This is a genomic window from Nocardia sp. NPDC004278 (assembly GCF_053602975.1).
This window is the reverse complement of sequence record NZ_JBSGEQ010000001.1, coordinates 84,172-99,399: the sequence shown is the minus strand read 5'-3', so window position 1 is coordinate 99,399 and position 15,228 is coordinate 84,172. Positions and strand designations below refer to the sequence as shown.

The following is a 15,228-nucleotide window of genomic DNA, read 5'->3' as shown; positions in this document are numbered from 1 at the left end:
ATCGGCCCATGGTGCCGGGGCGACTTCCGGTCGCGGTGTCGGCGCAGGCGGAGCGGACCGCACCGCCGCGACCAGCGGCGACACGCCCGGGCGTACCCGTCGACGCGCCGGACGGCCGCAGGGGGTGCCCGGGAGCCGCAATCGCGGGGCAAACTGATCGGGTGTCGAATCACGAGGTGGGCGCGGTTGCCTGCGCCTTGATCGCGGCGCTGCTGTTCGCGCTGGCTGCGGTGGCGCAGCAGCATGCCGCCGCAGCGGTCCCGGAAGGGCAGTCGCTGATGGGTTCGCTGGTGCGCAGTCCGCGCTGGTGGGCCGGAATCGTCGGGGACGCGGGCGGTTACGCGATGCAGGTCGCGGCGCTGGCCTTGGGCGCGGTCCTGCTCGTGCAACCGATGCTGGTCAGCATGCTGATCTTTGCCCTTCCCCTCTCCGCCCGACTCAACAAACGCCGGATCGCCCCGAGCACCTGGGCGACCGCCATCGCCCTCGCGGTGGCGTTGGCGGTTTTCTTGATCGTCGGCGACCCTACCCAGGGCAATACCACTGCGCCCCTTCATGATTGGATTCAGCCGCTGACCGCGCTACTGGCCGCGCTCGCGGTCGCGCTCGTCGTTGGTGTCAAGTCCGCCGACCCGACCCGTCGCGCCCTACTTTTCGGCGTCGTCGGCGGTGCCCTTTTCGGCCTCGCCGCCGCACTTACCTCCTACGTCACGGGATTGTTCGACGATGGCCTCGGCCATGTGCTCGGCAGTTGGCAGACGTGGGCGCTGATCGCATCCGGCGTGATCGGCCTCTATCTCCAGCAACGCGCCTACCAAGCGGGCCCGCTGGTCGCCTCCCTCCCGGCCGTCACCATCGCCGAGCCCCTGGCCGCCGCCTTCATCGGCATCACCGTCCTCGATGAACGCCTGCGCACCGACAATGTGGGCCTACTTGTCATCGCCATCGCGGTAATCACCATGTGTGCGACCACAATCCAACTCTCCCGCGTCGAAGCCGAGGTCTGACCTCGCAACCGAGATCGGGTCGAAGCCATGGCGACTTCTACCGAAAAAGCCCAGCCACCAGTCCCATCTGATCTTGATCCCGGCGACGCGACCACCGACTCGCGCATGGCGCGGACCGAATGCTGGGCGATTGCACGCGATAACGGCGCACCGGTTAGAATCGGTTAAGTGCAGTTTCTCCCTGGTCATCAGCCGCCGTACGACCTGACCTACGACGACCTCTTCCTCGTCCCGAATCGGACGGATGTCGCGTCACGGTTCGACGTGGATCTATCGACCGCAGACGGGTCCGGCACCACCATTCCCATTGTTGTCGCGAATATGACCGCGGTCGCCGGACGCCGGATGGCCGAAACGGTCGCCCGCCGCGGCGGCATCGTCGTCCTGCCCCAGGATCTCCCGATCGCTGCGGCCGCCGACACCATCGCCTTCGTGAAGAGCCGTTCGCTCACCGCCGACACCCCGGTCACCCTGGATCCGGAGCGTTCGGTGTCCGAGGCCGTCGCCCTGATGCACAAGCGGGCCCACGGCGCGGTTGTTGTCGTCGACGGCGGCAAGCCGGTCGGCGTGGTCACCGAGGCCTCGTGCGCCGATGTCGACCGCTTCGCCCGGCTGCGCGATGTCGCGATCACCGATTTCGTCAAGGCGCCGGCCAGCACCTCGCCGCGCGATATCTTCGACCTGCTCGAGGCCGAGCACGCGCAGCTCGCCGTGCTCATCGCCGAGGACGGCGGCCTCGCGGGCGTGATGACCCGCACCGGGGCCATTCGCACCGGCATCTACCAGCCCAATGTCGATGCCGACGATAAGCTGCGGGTGGCCGCCGCGGTCGGCATCAACGGTGATGTTGCCGCCAAGGCCAAGGCACTGGTCGACTCGGGTGCGGACCTGCTTGTCATCGACACCGCGCACGGCCACCAGGCCAAGATGCTCGAAACCCTCAGCGCCATTCGCGATCTCGGCCTCGGTGTGCCGCTGGTCGCGGGCAATGTGGTCTCCGCGCAGGGCACCCGGGATCTGGCCGCGGCGGGCGCGGACATCATCAAGGTCGGTGTCGGCCCCGGTGCCATGTGCACCACCAGGATGATGACCGGTGTCGGCCGTCCGCAGTTCTCCGCGGTGGCCGAATGCGCCACCGCCGCAAAGGAACTCGGCGTACACATCTGGGCCGACGGCGGCGTCCGGCACCCGCGCGATGTTGCGCTGGCCTTGGCCGCTGGCGCGTCCAATGTGATGATCGGCTCCTGGTTCGCTGGCACCTACGAATCCCCCGGCGACCTGCGTGTCGATCGTGACGGCAATGCGTACAAGGAAAGCTTCGGCATGGCCTCCAAGCGTGCCGTCGCCGCCCGCACCGCCACCGACAGCGGTTTCGACCGCGCCCGCAAGGCGCTGTTCGAGGAGGGCATCTCCAGCTCACGGATGCGCCTGGATCCGGAACGCCCCAGCGTCGAGGACCTGCTCGACCACATCTGCTCCGGCGTCCGCAGCGCCTGCACCTACGCCGGTGCGCGCACCCTGTCCGATTTCCACGACAAGGCGGTGCTCGGCGTGCAGTCGGCAGCCGGATTCGCCGAGGGCCGCCCTCTTCCCAGTGGCTGGTAAACCTGCGACAACTGCACATAGCGAGAGACACCCAACGCAACCACCACGGAGCAAGGCGGTGCTCGGCGTGCAGTCGGCAGCCGGATTCGCCGAGGGCCGGTCTCTTGCCAGTGACTGGTGGACCTGCGACAACTCCAGATAGCGAGAGACACGCCCAAGACGACCATCACGGAGCGAGTCTTACGAGCGACCGTTCGCGGCCCGTCTCGCGTCCGAGCCGAAGGCTCGGCCATCGAACTCAGCCGAGTCGTCGAAGCGCATGAGCCGAAGGCGCGAGTCTCGACGGCTCGGACGCGAGACACCAGGGGGCCGCGAACACGCCGCGCCGCAGGCGCGGCAAATTCAACACAGCCACCGGCCCACGCGGGCACGCGCGTGGGCCGGTAGCATAGGGGTTGCCGGTTTCCGGCACGACAAACCCCATTTGCCGAGAGGAACAAGTTGTCACCCGCGTCCGAGGGCGCCGCACAGGAGGGCTCCTCTACCGAGCCGGGTGACAAACCCGGCGCTCTCCTTCCCCCAGCAGCCCGATCCGATTCAGCTCATCGTCGTGTTTCTCGCAGGTGGTGCTGACGATGTCCGTCGTGCTCACCGTGCTCAGCCTGGTCGGGTTCATCGCCCTCACCCTTGGCACGGCACTGTTCGTCGCCGCCGAATTCTCCCTCACCGCGCTGGAACGCAGCACTGTCGAATCGCATGTGCGCACCGTCGGCGACGCCCGCTCGCGCATGGTCCGGCAGGCCCACACCACCCTGTCGTTCCAACTTTCCGGCGCTCAGCTCGGTATCACCATCACCACTCTGATCACCGGCTATATCGCCGAACCGGTGCTCGCCCGGCTGCTATCGCCGCTATTGACCGGGCTCGGCCTGGGCACGGGTGCGGCGCAGGGCATCTCACTCACAGTGGCACTCGTGCTGGCCACCTCGCTGTCGATGATCTATGGCGAACTCGTCCCGAAGAACATCGCGATCTCCAAGCCGCTCGGCACCGCGCGGGCGACCGCGGGGCCGATGATCGCCTTCTCGGTGGTGTTCAAGTGGATGATCCACTTCCTCAACGGCACGGCTAACTGGGTGGTCCGCCGCTTGGGCGTGGAACCTGCCGAGGAATTGCGCTCGGCGCGCTCCCCGCAGGAACTCGGCTCGCTGGTGCGCACCTCCGCGCTGCGCGGCGCCCTCGACCACCGCACGGCGCAGCTGGTGGACCGCTCGCTGCAATTCGGCGAGCGCAGCGCCGAAGAACTGATGACACCCCGGGTCAAGATCGAATCCCTGGACCGGTCCGATACCATCGGCGACCTCATCGCGGCCGCCAGCCGCACCGGCTACTCCCGCTTCCCGGTCATCGACGGCGATCTGGACAACACGCTCGGTGTCGTGCACATCAAGCAGGCCTTCACCCATCCGGCGAATGTCCGCAAGACCATCCCGCTGTATCAGCTCGCGCGCCCGGTGCCGATCGTGCCCGCCAGCCTCGACGGTGACGAGGTACTCGAACGCGTGCGTGCCCATGGCATGCAGGTCGCCCTGGTGGTCGACGAATACGGCGGCACCGCGGGCATCGTCACCATGGAGGACCTCATCGAGGAGATCCTCGGCGATGTCCGCGACGAACACGACGAGGAAGAACGCGATGTCCGCCGGGTCGCCGACGGCTGGGACTGTTCGGGTCTGCTGCGCATCGATGAGGTCTCCCGCGCCACCGGATACGACGCCCCGGAGGGCGAGTACGAAACGCTCGGCGGTCTGGTGCTCACCCGGCTCGGCCGCATCCCGGTCACCGGTGATGAGGTGATCCTGCCGAATCCGCGTTCCTCGCACCGCCATCTGGACGACGAGGAGGGCGGCTGGATCGCCAAGGTCGAGCGGATGGACGGGCGGCGCATCGACCGGATCCGGCTGGTCCCGGTGGCTGCCGCAGCGCTCACCGCACACAATGCCGCCGTGCACGATGCCGCCACGCACGATGCCGCCGTACACGATGCCGCCACGCACAACGCCACCGTGCACAACGCCACGGAGAACAGCCATGGGTGATCTCCTCGGTATCCTGCTCACGGTGGTGCTGCTCGCGTGCAACGCCTTCTTCGTCGCCGCCGAATTCGCGCTGATCTCGGCCCGCCGCGACCGTCTCGAGGCGCTGGCCGCACAGGGAAAGCGCCAGGCCGACACGGTGATCCGGGCGGGTGAGAACCTGTCCATGATGCTGGCCGCCGCGCAACTCGGCATCACCATCTGCTCGATCCTGCTCGGCCGAATCGGCGAACCCGCTGTCGCGCATCTGCTGGAGGGGCCGTTCGGTCTGGTCGGCCTGCCCGAACAGCTGTTGCATCCGATCGCATTCGCCGTCGCCCTGACGATCGTGGTGATCCTGCACATCCTGTTCGGCGAGATGATTCCGAAGAATATCGCGCTGGCCGGACCGGAACGCAGTGCGCTGCTGCTGGTTCCGGTGCATCTGCAGTGGTTGCGGTTGGCGCGTCCGGTGATCGCGCTCTACAACCTGGCCGCGAACCTGTCGTTGCGCATGCTGCGGGTCGAACCCAAGGATGAACTGGATGCCACGGTCTCCAGTGTGGAGCTCGCCGAAATGATCGGTGAATCCCGTTCGGAGGGATTGCTGGACGAGGAGGAGCACCGACGCCTCACCCAGGCGCTCGGCACCTCCGATCGCGTCGTCGGCGATGTGATGGTGCCGCTGGCCACGACCCGCTCGGTGCCATTGCGCGGCAGTGGCACCGAGCTCGGCGATATCGAAACCGCCGTCGCGGAAACCGGCTTCTCCCGGTACCCCGTGCGTGCGAGCGACGGTTCGCTGGTCGGCTATCTGCATGTCAAGGATGTGCTCGACAAGGTCGCCGATGAGAGCGCCGGGCCGAATACGCCCATCCCGCGCACCGACATCCGCCCGTTGCCGACCGTTGGCTCCGGCACCCCGCTGTACGAGGCGCTGGCTCGGTTGCGCCGCACCAATTCGCATCTGGGCCGGGTCGTCGACAATCGCGGCAATACGGTCGGCATTGTGGCGCTGGAGGATCTGGTGGAAGAGTTCGTCGGCACCGTGCGTGACGGGACGCACCGGGTGATCGAATGATCGTGCTGGCCGAGTCCGAGTGGCGGGCCAGGGCGGCCGTGCACCGGGCTCGGCTGGACGAGCTCGTCGGGCCGTATCTCGAACGCCGCGCGGCGGGTTCATCACACCCGGTGATCGATTTCCTGTTCACCTACTACGGACACAAGCCCGCGCAGCTGCGGCGGTGGCACCCGGGATTCGGCGTCGCATTGGCCGGGGCACGAGAATACGACGGTGGCCGCGGATATCACTGCATCGAGGTACCCGAGGCACGCGTAGTCGCGGAAGGGTCCGTGGTCGAGTGGACGCTCGGGGCATCCGCGTACACCGCGGACCCCACGTACCTGGCGCGACGCCGTGACACCATCGCATTCATCGCGGACCTGTTGCGCGCCACGGCATCTCGACCCGCCCAGCTGTCCTGCTTCGGACTGCACGAATGGGCCATGGTGTACAAGACCGACGAGGTCCGCCACCAACAGGTCCCGCTCCGCCTCGGCGGTACCGGCACCGATGCGGTCGTCGAATCAATGTCGTTGCGCTGCACCCACTTCGACGCCTTCCGCTTCTTCACCCCGGACGCCGTCGGCCGCAATGCGGAGCCCCTCACCCGTGCCGACCAGGTCGCCCGCGAACAGCCCGGCTGCCTGCACGCCAATATGGACCTCTACAAATGGGGTTTCAAACTCACCCCGCTCCTGTCCTCCGATCTGCTCCTCGACTACTTCGAGTTCGCCTGCGCCGCGCGCGAGCTCGATATGCGCGCCAGTCCGTACGACCTCACCGCATACGGTTACGAACCGGTCCGCATCGAAACCCCGTCCGGCCGCGCCGAATACGTCCGGGCACAGTCGGCACTTGCGGAGCGATCAACGAGACTCAGACAGTCCCTCCTCGACGTCTGCACAGCTCTGCTGGCGTACGACACTGCCGCACTCACTGCCGGCTGAGCACTACCCTGAAACACGCTGCCTACCTGCGATTTCCGCCAAACTTCCGCATCAAGTTATCGCCTGTTACTACCATTCAGTCAGTCATATTCCGTCTGAGTCGGCGCGGTCTGTGCCCATGATGAGGAAAGTTGGGATGCAACGATGCACCCGAAGCTGACACTGCGCCGTACCAGGCCATTGGCGCTGCTCGCCACGGCGGTCGTCACCGCGATGATGCTGCCGAGCAGCGCGTCGGCCGATCTACAGTCCGATATCGCCACCGCGGTCCAGGAATTTCTCGATATCGGCCGCACCTCGGTGCCGCGGGCGGACTGCGGACCGGGATCGATGCCGGAAACCGGGCTGCAGGGCGATGTTCCGGCCGCCGACCGTGACAGTCGGCGCAGCACCCAGGGCTATGCCTGCAATATGTCGGTGGTCGGCAACTACGCCGGGCGCGGGGCTGGCATCACCTCGACCAGCTTCGACCACTGCGCATATATGGGTTCATTCTTCCCCGGCGATCTGATCAGCGCGGGCCGCGGCGTCCAGGTACTGGATGTCTCCGATCCGGCGCATCCACGGCCGACGGTCACCCTGACCGAACCCGCGATGCTGGCCGGCACCTGGGAAAGCCTCAAGGTCAATGTCGAGCGCAAACTGCTGGTCGGTACCGGTGTGCCGATCGGCGAAGGCGTCGGCTACCTGTCGGTCTACGACATCTCCGATTGCGCGTATCCGAAGCTGCTCAATCCGGGTCCCGGCTCGAATCTGGCTATGCCGCTACCGATTACCACGCACGAGGGCGGCTGGTCCCCCGATGGCCGCACCTACTGGGCCTCGGGTATCGCGCCCGGCTTCGTCAGCGCTGTCGATCTCACCGATCCGGCGAATCCGCACGTCATCTGGCAGGGCCTGACCGGTATCGAGGCACACGGCTTCGGAATCAGCCCCGACGGCAATCGGATGTATCTGTCCGCACTGGGCGGATTCACGGTGCTCGATATCAGTTCGGTCCAGCGCCGCGACCCCAACCCGCAGGTCACCCATATCGGCCGTACCTTCTGGACCGACGGATGGGCCACCCAGCACAGTGTGCCGGTGTCCTATGGCGGCAAGCCGTACCTCTACACCGTCGACGAAGGTGGTTCCGGCGGTGTGAAACTCATCGATATCTCCGATGACACCACCCCGAAGGTCGCCGGGAAGATCAAGCTGGAGATCAATCTGCTGCAGCATATCGACAGCAATATCGGCAGCTCCATGGGTGGTTCGGCGTTCGCCTACGAATCGCACTACTGTGCCGCGGACCGCCCGGACGATCCCACCGCGCTCGCCTGTGGCTGGATCTCCTCCGGCATCAGGGTTTTCGATATCCGCGATCCGCACAGCATCCGCGAGATCGCCTACTTCAACCCGCCCGCCCGCACCGGGCAGAACCTGAACCTCTGGAACTCTCCGCACGCCCTCGCCTCGATCATCGGCGTGCCGTTCATGAGCGCACTTCCGGCCGCACGCGCGGTGCTCGAGGGGCAGTTCGATCCATCGGATGCACTCAGTCCGCGCACCGGCAACCTCGCATTCGGAGATGTCTCCACCGACTGGTGCTTCTCGCCTCCGGAATGGCGCGGCGACCAGTTGTATGTCGCCTGCTCCGATAACGGATTCATGGTGCTGCAACTCGAGAACGACGTATACACCGCACCCGCGGATCAGCGATCGACCGTCGGGTCGTGACCGTGTCCCGGTGGATCCGCGCCGCCGCGTTCGCCGCGCTCGCCTTCACCCTGGTGGTGATCGGTGCGGCGCTGCGGCCGCTGGTACTACCCGAAGCCCACCCGGCCGCACCGGTGCTCAATGCGGTGGAGATCGGATTCGCGCAGGATATGACGGCACATCATCAGCAGGCGCTGATCATGGTGCAGCGCTTGGATCGCGGCGTCGAGCCGACGGTACTGCGTCTGGCACAGCAGCTCTCGGACGCACAGCGCGTCGAGATCGGCACGATGCTGGGGTGGCTGCGGTTGGCCGACGCGTCACCGTTATCGCCGCACCCGATGGCCTGGATGCACGCTCAGGCGGCTGCATCGCACCATCATTCGACCGCTATTGCCGATCAGCCGACCGGGGATGCGATGCCCGGCATGGCGAGCACCGCCGAACTCGACGTGCTCGCCGCCGCCCGCGGCCACGATGCGGAAATCCTGTTCCTGCAATTGATGCTCCGCCACCATCAGGGCGGACTCGCCATGGCCCGCACCGCGGATCAGCTACTGATCTCCGGCCCGGTCAAGGAAGCAGCGCGGTCGATGTTCCAGAGCCAGAGCCAGGAGGCGGGCGTCATCGGTGTGCTGCTCACCCAACTCGGCGGACAACCACTGCCGTAGCCGATATCACTGACGCTCGAGCCGACCCTGCCCCGCCTCGGATGCAGATCGGCCGCGCGACACTATCTCAACGCTTGTCCCAGAGCGGGCGTATTCCTCCGGGTCCGGACCCGGAGGTATGGTCGATCTAGATCGACAGCACAGGAAGGGTTGAGCGACACGTGATCCGGACCGAGGCAGTCACCGTCCCCGAACACGTGCACGGGTATCCCGACGTTGCCTTCGGCGGATATGTGGCGGGTCTGCTGGCCGGGCGCTCCGAGGCCGCCGAGGTGCGTGTCGACTTCCGCGCCAAGGTCCCGCTCGACGCCCCGATGTCATTGCGACCGACCAGATCCGGTGGCCACGCGCTGACCGACGCCGACGGCGCACTGCTCGCCGAATCCACACCAGCGGTGCTCACCATCGATCCCCCGCCCGCACCGACCTGGGCCGAGGCCAAGGCGGTCACCGACGCGGCCATGGTCTCGCGCCGCATCACCGACTGCTACGGCTGCGGCGCCGCCTGCGCACCCGGCCGCGGCCTGCGCCTACTCACCTGGGACACACCGGAGCACGACCTCGTTATCGCCGCTTGGACCCCCGACGCCGGACTCGCCGACGAATCCGGCCAGCTCCCACCGGAAGTCGTCTGGGCCGCCCTCGACTGCCCCGGCGGCTGGGCCGCCATCCGCAAACAGGGCATGCGCATGGGCGGAGTAACCGCCGCCCTCACCGCAACCCAACTCCACCCCATCTACCCCGACTCCCCGTACATCTCCTACGCCTGGCCCATCACCCATCAGGGCCGCAAACACACCGTCGGCATCGCCCTCGCCACCCCCTCCGGCGACCCCTGCGCCCTGGCCGAAGCCCTCTGGATCGCACCGAAATTCTGAACCGACACAGGTAACTGTCAGGTGTTCTCGACGAAGCGGTACCACGGACCGTGGAAGGGTTCGTAGCCGATCGAACCCGGTCCGGGTGGGCCGATACTGGGGGCGCTGTCCGGGAAGTAGGCGAGGCCCTCGGAATTCGTCACTCCGCCAGCGATGTAGAACAGGCAGCCGCCGTCGCGGCGGGTGATATAGGTGACGGAGTAGATGCCGAGGCGGGTGCGGTGGCCGGGGTTGGCGCAGGCGGCGGCCTGGTCCTCGAGGATGGGGCGAGACAGGCGCCAACCTGCGGATTCGGGGACCTCGTACCAGACAAGGGCGGCGAGGGTGGCGATGAGGATCGGGGCGGCCAGGCTGACGAGGATGGCGTGGTAGCGGATCAGGCCCAGGATCCCGAAGCACACGGCGACCCCGCCGACAACCGAAAGCCCCACCCACAGCAGCACTTTGGTCGGGAAGCTGCCCTGCGCGGCGATCTCCCAGCACAGCGCCACGCAGAGTAGCGCGATAACGGTGGTGATGACGCCCATCCAGAGCTCGAACCAGAGCGGTATCCGTCCGGGGCCGCCGCTGCTCATGTCAAGAAGATACGTCGGCGGTCCGCATTCCCGAAGGGAATCGCCGCGGCGGCCCAGAGGTTATCGCCGGGCAAAGGGAAACCCCCCGGTCGCGGCATCCGCTATGGAGCCATGACCCGGGGGGTCGTCGCACAAGATGGCAGTTCGCCGATTACAGCGGCGGGAAACCGGCCGAACCGGTGGCCATCCAGTTCCAGAACTGCGCTACACGATTGACGAGCAGGGCGACCACATCAAGGACAACGCTTCCCATAAAACTTCCTCACGTCCGACTATTCATGCAGCGCCCAGGGTAACGGACCGTTATCTGAGCCGAAACCGGTCGGCCGCCGTGCCGGGGGCCGCCCATGTGGTAAAGGAATCCCCTGCCCGGCGAGTGCCGAAGCAGGGGATTCACGAGTTATTCGGACGCGCAGCGACTTACACGCAAGCCAGCGCCTTGGCCTCGCGCCGACGCCGGTGCAGGATCGGCTCGGTGTAGCCGTTGGGCTGCTTGGTGCCTTCGAGCACCAGTTCCTTCGCGGCCTGGAACGCAATGCTGCTGGCGAAGTCCGGCGCCATCGGCCGGTAGCTCGGGTCGCCCGCATTCTGCTTGTCGACCACCGGCGCCATCCGCTCCATGCTGGCCACCACCTCGTCGGCGGTAACCACACCGTGGCGCAGCCAGTTCGCCATCAGCTGGCTCGAAATACGCAGGGTCGCGCGGTCTTCCATGAGACCGATATCGCGGATGTCGGGCACCTTGGAGCAGCCGACGCCCTGGTCGATCCAGCGCACCACGTAGCCGAGAATGCCCTGGGAGTTATTGTCCAACTCCTGCTGCTTCTCCTCGGCGGTCCAGTTCGGATTCGCCGCGAGCGGGATCTCCAGGATCTGGTCGACGGTGGCGCGGCGGCCACCGGCGGCGATCTCCTGCTGCCGCTCGAACACGTCGACCTGGTGGTAGTGCGTCGCGTGCAGGGTGGCCGCGGTCGGCGAGGGCACCCACGCGGTATTGGCGCCAGCGCGCGGGTGGCCGATCTTCTGCTCGAGCATGTCGTGCATCAGATCCGGCATGGCCCACATGCCCTTACCGATCTGCGCCTTGCCTGGCAGTCCGGCGGCCAGACCGGTATCGACATTCCAATCCTCGTAGGACAGGATCCACTGCTGGGTCTTCATCTCGGCCTTGCGGACCATCGGCCCGGCCTCCATGGAGGTGTGGATCTCATCGCCGGTGCGGTCCAGGAAGCCGGTGTTGATGAACACCACGCGCTCGGACGCGGCCTGGATGCAGGCCGCGAGGTTGACCGTGGTGCGGCGCTCCTCGTCCATGATGCCGACCTTGAGGGTGTTGCGGGTCAGCCCGAGCACATCCTCGATCCGGCCGAACAGCTCGTTGGTGAAGGCGACCTCGTCGGGGCCGTGCATCTTCGGCTTCACGATGTAGACCGAACCGGTGCGGCTGTTCTTCAACTGCGTATCGCCGAGCAGGCTGTGCTTGGCGATCAGCGAGGTGATCAGGCCGTCCATGATGCCCTCGGGCACCTCATTGCCCTCGGCGTCGATGATCGCGTCGGAGGTCATCAGATGACCGACATTGCGCACGAACAGCAGCGAACGGCCGTGCAGCACCAGTTCACCGCCGCCGACCGCGGTGTAGACGCGGTCCGGGTTCATGGTGCGGGTGAAGGTCTTATCGCCCTTGGTGACCTTCTCCGCCAGCTCACCCTTCATCAGGCCGAGCCAGTTGTGGTAGCAGAGCACCTTGTCCTCGGCGTCCACCGCCGCGACCGAATCCTCGAAGTCCATGATCGTGGTGACCGCGGACTCCAGCACCACATCCTTGACACCCGCCGGATCGGTCTTGCCGATCGGTGAGGCGGGGTCGATCTGGATGTCGACGTGCAAACCGTTGTGCTGCAACAGGATCGAGGTCGGCGAGGCCGGATCGCCCAGGTAGCCGACCAGTTCCGCACCATCGGCGGCCAGGGTGGTGACCTCGTCGTTGCTCAGCGTGACGGCCAGCTTGCCGCCATCGATCGCGTAGTGCGTCGAGGCCAGATGCGAGCCATTGGCCAGCGGGGCTGCGGTATCGAGGAACTTGCGCGCGAATTCGATCACGCGACCGCCACGGACCGGGTTGTAGCCGGTGCCCTTCTCGCCGCCATCGGCCTCGGAGATGGCGTCGGTGCCGTAGAGCGCGTCGTAGAGCGAGCCCCAGCGCGCATTCGCGGCATTGATCGCAAAGCGGGCGTTCATCACCGGCACCACCAGCTGCGGGCCCGCGGTGGTGGCGATTTCGGCGTCCACGTTCTGGGTGGCGATCTCGAAGTCGGCCGGTGCCGCGCGCAGATAGCCGATATCGCCCAGGAAGCTCTTGTAGGCGGCCTTGTCGTAGTTCGCGCCGGGGTGTTCGGCGTGCCAGGCATCGAGCTTGCCCTGGATCTCGTCGCGCTCGGCCAGCAGGGCGCGGTTGCGCGGGGCGAGGTCATTGATGACCTGCTCGGCTCCGGCCCAGAACGCGGCGGAATCTACGCCGGTTCCGGGGAGCGCCTCGTTCTCGATGAACTCGTGGAGAACGCTGGCCACCTGGAGCCCGCCGACCTGAATCCGCTCTGTCATCTACTGCCTCACTTTTGAGAAAGCCGGGTGGGAAAATCGCAACCAATGTTACCCGTCGGTAGTGATGTGACGGTGCGTCGGGTCGATCGCCGTGCGGCTGCATTGTCTGCCGCCGCGCCGAACCTTGGATGCCGGTTCGTCAGCGAGTCGCGATGGGTGTCGTATGGGGATCGCCCGGACCTCTTGATTGTATCGGTCGGTCCAATTAATGTACTGACTGGAACATTTATTCGCACCGGGATCAATGGAGGTGCAACGTGGCATTGCCGGAACAGCCGTTAGCGGACAAGGTCGTGCTGGTCACCGGCGGCAGCCGGGGACTCGGCCGGGAGATGGTGCGCGCCTTCGCCGCGGCCGGAGCGGATGTGGTGATCGCCAGCCGCAAACTCGACGGCTGCGTCGAACTCGCCGATGAAGTGAAGAACACATACGGGCGGCGCGCGCTGCCGGTGGCATGCAATGTCAGCGAGTGGGCCCAGTGCGACGCACTGACCGAGGCCGCATACGCGGAATTCGGCCGGGTCGATGTGCTGGTCAACAATGCCGGAATGTCGCTGCTGTATCCGAGCCTGGACCAGGTGAGCGAGGCAATGTTCGACAAGGTGATCGCGGTCAATCTCAAGGGCCCGTTCCGGCTGTCGACCTCGATCGGCACCCGGATGGCCGCCGCCGGTGGCGGCTCGATCATCAATATCTCCTCGCTCGAGGCGGTGCGACCGGAACCGCTCGCGGTCCCCTATGCGGCCGCCAAGGCCGGATTGTCCAATCTCACCGGCGGTCTCGCGCAGAGCTTCGGGCCGACGGTGCGGGTCAATACGATCCAGTGCGGTCCGTTCGCCACGGATATCTCCAAGGCGTGGCCCAATGAGTTGCGGGCGGAGCTGACCCGGCATGTGGCGCTGAGGCGGGTCGGACAGCCGGAGGAGATCGTTGGCGCGGCACTGTTCTTCGCGACCGACGCCTCGGCCTATTGCACCGGCGCCACCCTGGCCCTGGACGGAGGATGGCGATGAAGGCACTGACTTACGCCGGCCCGCAACAGATCTCCTACACCGACGTACCCGATCCGGTGCTACCCGGCCGGGACGCGGCGATTGTCCGAGTAGCCGCGGCCGGGATCTGCGGCAGCGACCTACACATCTACGCCGGGCACGGGTTCACCAATGGCACCGGGTACAGCGTCGGGCACGAGGCGGTCGGGGAAATCGTCGAATTGGGTTCGGATGTCCAGGGATTCGCACTCGGTGACCGGGTACTGGTATCCGCCTCGGTCGGCTGCAATCGCTGTGCGAAGTGCAAGGCCGGCATCGTGGCGGCCTGCGAACGGCATCCGCTGCCGGTCGACGCCTGCTACGGCCTCGGTGGATCCCTGGCGGGTGCACAGGCCGAATATCTCGCGGTCCCGCACGCCGAGGGAAATCTGGTGCGACTGCCCGATACGGTCAGCGACGAGGCCGCGATCGTGCTCACCGACAATGCGCCGACCGCCTGGTACGGCGCGCGCCGCGCCCGCATCGCACCCGGTGAGACGGTGGTGGTGATCGGGCTCGGACCGGTCGGGCTGATGGCCGTGCAGTCGGCGTTCGCCATGGGTGCGTCGCGGGTACTCGGGGTGGATCTGGTGGCCGAGCGCCGCAAGCGCGCCGTTGAATTGGGCGCGGAGGTGGTCGAATCCGATGAGCCCAAGACCGTGATTCGCGAATTGCTGAGCGGCGGTGCGGATGTCGCGATCGAGGCGGTCGGTGCCGATGAGACCATCAAGCTGGCCATCAGCGCGGTCGGACATCGGGGGCGAGTCAGCGTGGTCGGCGTCAGCCATAACCGCGCCTTCCCTTTCCATATGCAGCTGGCACAGGTCAAGGAACTCGAATTCCATATCGGACTGTGCTCGATCCAATACGAGTTGCCCGCGCTGCTGCGGCTCACCGCCGCTGGCCGAATGCGGCCCGAAGCCGTTGTCACACACCGGTTCCCGATGTCGGAGGGGGCACACGCCTACCGCATGTTCGCCGATCGGGCCGACGGGGTGTCCAAAGTCGTCCTGGATCCCCAAAAATGACAGCATCGCGCAGCGATTCGATGGGGGGTGGTGGCCGGGAGACGGGTGGGCCAGCATCGCGCAGCGATTCGATGATGGGCGATGGTCGTGGGACGGGTGGGCCCGA

At 66.5% G+C, this 15,228-nt stretch carries 12 protein-coding genes; 10 read left to right on the top strand and 2 right to left on the bottom strand.

Annotated features, from left to right (window positions below):
• Positions 1 to 161 precede the first annotated feature (161 nt).
• The 8 genes from ACWEO2_RS00445 (at position 162) to ACWEO2_RS00410 (ending at position 9,884) form a co-directional block, all read left to right on the top strand.
• On the top strand, positions 162 to 1,007 hold the full coding sequence (locus tag ACWEO2_RS00445) for a DMT family transporter (protein ID WP_452403364.1): 846 nt from the start codon (positions 162 to 164) through the stop codon (positions 1,005 to 1,007).
• Positions 1,008 to 1,175: 168 nt separating this feature from the next.
• Positions 1,176 to 2,612, top strand: coding sequence for a GuaB1 family IMP dehydrogenase-related protein (locus ACWEO2_RS00440; protein ID WP_452403363.1), 1,437 nt, complete (start codon positions 1,176 to 1,178; stop codon positions 2,610 to 2,612).
• Between the two features lie 575 nt (positions 2,613 to 3,187).
• Positions 3,188 to 4,651 carry a hemolysin family protein gene (locus tag ACWEO2_RS00435; RefSeq protein ID WP_452403362.1) on the top strand — a complete coding sequence of 488 codons (1,464 nt, stop codon included), beginning with the start codon at positions 3,188 to 3,190 and terminating at the stop codon, positions 4,649 to 4,651.
• Positions 4,644 to 5,708 carry a hemolysin family protein gene (locus tag ACWEO2_RS00430; RefSeq protein WP_452403361.1) on the top strand — a complete coding sequence of 355 codons (1,065 nt, stop codon included), beginning with the start codon at positions 4,644 to 4,646 and terminating at the stop codon, positions 5,706 to 5,708. The genes ACWEO2_RS00435 and ACWEO2_RS00430 overlap by 8 nt, the downstream gene beginning before the upstream one ends.
• Entirely contained in the window at positions 5,705 to 6,637 is a 933-nt protein-coding gene (locus tag ACWEO2_RS00425; protein ID WP_452403360.1) for a 3-methyladenine DNA glycosylase, read from the top strand. The genes ACWEO2_RS00430 and ACWEO2_RS00425 overlap by 4 nt, the downstream gene beginning before the upstream one ends.
• Positions 6,638 to 6,781: 144 nt before the next feature.
• Positions 6,782 to 8,356, top strand: a complete 1,575-nt coding sequence (locus tag ACWEO2_RS00420) for an LVIVD repeat-containing protein (RefSeq protein WP_452403359.1) — start codon at positions 6,782 to 6,784, stop codon at positions 8,354 to 8,356.
• A complete protein-coding gene (locus ACWEO2_RS00415) occupies positions 8,353 to 9,006 on the top strand; it encodes a DUF305 domain-containing protein (protein ID WP_452403358.1) in 654 nt (217 codons plus the stop codon). The genes ACWEO2_RS00420 and ACWEO2_RS00415 overlap by 4 nt, the downstream gene beginning before the upstream one ends.
• Positions 9,007 to 9,167: 161 nt before the next feature.
• On the top strand, positions 9,168 to 9,884 hold the full coding sequence (locus ACWEO2_RS00410; protein ID WP_452403357.1) for a hypothetical protein: 717 nt from the start codon (positions 9,168 to 9,170) through the stop codon (positions 9,882 to 9,884).
• 17 nt (positions 9,885 to 9,901) lie between these two features.
• Here the strand turns inward: ACWEO2_RS00410 and ACWEO2_RS00405 are convergent, their stop codons facing one another.
• Positions 9,902 to 10,459 (bottom strand): hypothetical protein, encoded by a 558-nt coding sequence (locus tag ACWEO2_RS00405; RefSeq protein ID WP_452403356.1) that lies wholly within the window; start codon positions 10,457 to 10,459, stop codon positions 9,902 to 9,904.
• A gap of 420 nt (positions 10,460 to 10,879) precedes the next feature.
• Positions 10,880 to 13,063, bottom strand: a complete 2,184-nt coding sequence (locus ACWEO2_RS00400) for a malate synthase G (RefSeq protein ID WP_452403355.1) — start codon at positions 13,061 to 13,063, stop codon at positions 10,880 to 10,882.
• A gap of 257 nt (positions 13,064 to 13,320) precedes the next feature.
• Between ACWEO2_RS00400 and ACWEO2_RS00395 the strand changes: the two genes are divergently transcribed.
• Positions 13,321 to 14,076, top strand: coding sequence for an SDR family NAD(P)-dependent oxidoreductase (locus ACWEO2_RS00395; RefSeq protein WP_452403354.1), 756 nt, complete (start codon positions 13,321 to 13,323; stop codon positions 14,074 to 14,076).
• The gene (locus ACWEO2_RS00390; protein ID WP_354956514.1) at positions 14,073 to 15,122 is read left to right on the top strand and encodes an alcohol dehydrogenase catalytic domain-containing protein; all 1,050 of its coding nucleotides are present in this window, start codon (positions 14,073 to 14,075) and stop codon (positions 15,120 to 15,122) included. Before ACWEO2_RS00395 ends, ACWEO2_RS00390 begins: the two co-directional genes overlap by 4 nt.
• The last annotated feature ends 106 nt before the right edge of the window (positions 15,123 to 15,228 follow it).